This is a genomic window from Sphingomonas sp. 179-A 2A2 NHS (assembly GCF_045371305.1).
Lineage (GTDB): Bacteria > Pseudomonadota > Alphaproteobacteria > Sphingomonadales > Sphingomonadaceae > Sphingomonas.
This window is the reverse complement of record NZ_JBIQDE010000024.1, coordinates 1-3,248: the sequence shown is the minus strand read 5'-3', so window position 1 is coordinate 3,248 and position 3,248 is coordinate 1. Positions and strand designations below refer to the sequence as shown.

Genomic DNA, 3,248 nt, shown 5'->3' with positions numbered 1-3,248 from the left:
GCTTTCCACCAGCTCGCCCGCCTCGGCATAGACGCGCGGCGCATTGGGCGGCCCGGCGGTGAAGACGACGAAGGCGGGTTTGCGCAAGAGCTGCACGAGCTTCGCGGTGGTCTGGATCGCGGCAAGATCGAACGCGCTCGGCCGGCACGGGATCAATACCAGATCCGCCACCTCGACCGCGGCGCGCGCCGCGCTGTCGGCGTGCGGGGGCGTGTCGATCACCACCAGCTCGGCGCCCTGCGCGTGCGCGGCCGCCACCTTGGCGGCGAGCCGCGGCGGGGGGCTGTCGATCACCTCGGGCGGCTGGTCCTGCCGCCACGCGGCCCACTGGCTCGCGGTCGCCTGCGGATCGGTGTCGACGATCAGCGCGACGCGCCCCGCTTCCTGCGCGATGGCGGCGAGGTGCAGCGCCAGCGTCGTCTTCCCCGCCCCGCCCTTCTGGCTGATGATCGCGATCGTGCGGGGCGGCGTCGGCATGCCGACAACCATAAGTGTCGACATGTCACCCTGTCGAGCGATTCCTGCCGACCCCCTGCCCCGCGCGTGCGCGCCGCAATCAGATCACCGGCTTGCCGCCCGTCACCGCCACGGTCGCGCCCGAGATGTAGCTCGCCTCGTCGCTCGCCAGCATGACATAGGGCGCGGCGAGCTCGGCGGGCTGCGCGGGGCGCTTCATCGGCACCTGCTCGCCGAAGGTCTTCACCTTCTCGGCCGGCATCGTCGAGGGGATCAGCGGCGTCCACACCGGGCCGGGCGCGACGCAGTTCACGCGGATGCCCTTGTCCGCGAGCAGCTGCGCGAGCCCGCCGGTGAAATTCTGGATCGCGCCCTTGGTGGTGGCATAGGCGAGGAGCTGCGGGCTCGGCGTATCGGCGTTGACCGACGTCGTGTTGATGATCGATCCGCCCCGCCCGAGGTGCGGCGTCGCCGCCTTGGTGAGATAGAACATCGCGTGGATGTTGGTGCGGAACGTCGTCTCCCATTCCTCGTCGGACAGTTCGTCGACGTCGTCGATCGTCTGCTGGTGCGCCGCATTATTGACGAGGATGTCGAGCCCGCCGAGCTCGTCGACCGCGCGCGCGATGATCGCGCGGCAATGCTCGGCGCTCTGGATGTCGCCGGGCATCAGCACCGCCTTGCGGCCTGCCTCCTCGATCAGCCGCGCGGTGTCGCGCGCGTCCTCGTCCTCGTCGAGGTACGAGATCAGCACGTCGGCGCCCTCACGCGCAAAGGCGATCGCGACCGCGCGGCCGATCCCGCTGTCGCCGCCCGTGATGACGGCGCGCTTGCCCGCCAGCCGGCCCGATCCGCGATAGCTCGTCTCGCCATGGTCGGGCACGGGATCCATCACCGCGGTGCGCCCGGGCACCGGCTGCGGCTGATCGGGGAACGGCGGACTAGGATAATCGGTCACGTGGGGATTCCTTCAGGAAAGCAAGGCGTTGGGTGCGAAGGGGGAATTCGCGGGTGCCGGCAACGTTCCGCGCGACGGCCCGCGCATTGCCTCGCCACACGTCACCTCACCTTAATGCGGTGTCGACACGTCGAACCGTCGATCCGTCGTCATGGTACGATAACGTACGGTCGTGCTAATGTAGTTTAGTCGCGCCAGCGACGATCCCGCCTATCGCGCGCGTCGGACGGCCAGACCACGCGCGAGAGCGGCGGCTTGTTCGTCCTTCATCGTGAGGAAACAGGATTGCTTTGGTCGGCCCATCGCTTCAACGCGCTCGCCACGCTGTCGCCGCGCGAGATCGCGCGCTTCCAGGCGCTCGGCGAGGCGCCGGTGTCGCATCGCAAAGGCGCGCGGATCCGCGGCCAGGGCGATCCCGCGCGCGGCATCTACCTGATGATCGACGGTTGGGTCGCCTCCTCGCTGATCCTCGCCAACGGCGCGCGGCTGATCCAGAAGATCCACCTCGCGGGCGATATCCTGGGCACGCCGAGCATGGTGCTCGATCGCTCGGCCGACACGCTCACCGCGCTGACTGAGGCGGTCACCGCCTTCGTGCCCGAGGACCGGATGGGCGCGCTGCTGGCAAGCGAGCCGCGGCTCGCCGCGGTGTTCCTGATGGCGGTGCAGGTCGAGCGGCTGGTGCTGATGGACATGCTGGCGACCAAGGGCCATTCGAGCGCGGTCGAGCAGTTCGCGATGTTCCTGCTCGATCTCCACGCCCGGCTCACCCCGCTCGGGCTGGTGCACGACGATACGTTCGATCTGCCGCTGACGCAGGAGGCGATCGGCGACGTGCTCGGCATCACCAGCGTGCACACCAACCGCACGATCCGCGATCTCGAGACGCAGCGGCTGATCGAGCGCCGCGGCCACGCGGTGCGCCTCCTCGATCCCGCCGCGCTGCGCCGCCTCGCCCCCCTCCCCGAACGCCGCCTGCGCCCCGACCCCGCCTGGCTCCCCCGCGCCGAGTGACGTGGGCGGGGCGGGCGTGAGGTGAGGTGGCGCAGACGACATAATCGCGTCGCTCGTGAAAGCGGACGGTCCGCTTACGCCCAATTGCGGACACTCACGCTGAAGGGCATTCTTTGCGGATGCAAGGACGGCGACCCGATCGATACGACTACGGCTTCAGCCTATTAAGCGTTGTTCTCTGCTACCTATTTCTCGTCTTCGCGAAGCGGCAAGGTTGGTCCGCGTGGTAATTACTTGGCCTACTGATAGCCGCTTCAATCCCCGTAGGTCTTGCTCTCGGCTGGCTGAAGTGGCGGTTGCAAAGATGCGCTTGCAGTGTCCGCTAACCTTGCCAATGCCGATCTTCGATCGGCGTTGGGCGTCACCCAAAGACGGACTGTCGTTAATCCCGTCTGTGTAGCCGCTCATGGGCATATTCGGGCATGTCCCGCACAAATTCTCCACACCAATGAAATGATCGGCGGAGATCGGCACCGTTGCAACCGGTTGCAGGGCTTGCGCTATGATGCGCCGCGGCGGCACCTCACGAACGTGTCGTATTGCGGGAAATGGTTGCCAGCCTGTGTCCCGCGCTCAGTCTTCAGGCTGATGAAGTCGACGCCGTGTGGGCATTTCTGAGGAGCGGATACGACGCATCGAGCGTAGTAACCGATCACCGTCCTTTGACACACTGGAGGCGTCAACTTGGGCGCTGGGCGTGAGCGTGGCGAAGCTTTTCGCCGCCTTCGGTGATGAGGCCCCCGACGGCAGAGAGCGACTGGTCGCGGAAACTGATAGGTTCAGTCGCGAGCAGCTCGAATGGCTGGAAGAGGCTGCACGT

At 67.3% G+C, this 3,248-nt stretch carries 3 protein-coding genes; 1 reads left to right on the top strand and 2 read right to left on the bottom strand.

The window, feature by feature from the left end:
- A partial coding sequence (locus ACH0AE_RS17695; RefSeq protein WP_406876143.1) for an AAA family ATPase occupies positions 1-501 on the bottom strand: 501 nt, incomplete at its 3' end.
- Between the two features lie 55 nt (positions 502-556).
- Positions 557-1,414 (bottom strand): SDR family oxidoreductase, encoded by an 858-nt coding sequence (locus ACH0AE_RS17690; protein WP_406876142.1) that lies wholly within the window; start codon positions 1,412-1,414, stop codon positions 557-559.
- Positions 1,415-1,699: 285 nt separating this feature from the next.
- On the opposite strand from ACH0AE_RS17690, the gene ACH0AE_RS17685 reads away from it, so the two are divergent.
- Entirely contained in the window at positions 1,700-2,428 is a 729-nt protein-coding gene (locus ACH0AE_RS17685; RefSeq protein WP_406876141.1) for a Crp/Fnr family transcriptional regulator, read from the top strand.
- Positions 2,429-3,248: the final 820 nt, after the last annotated feature.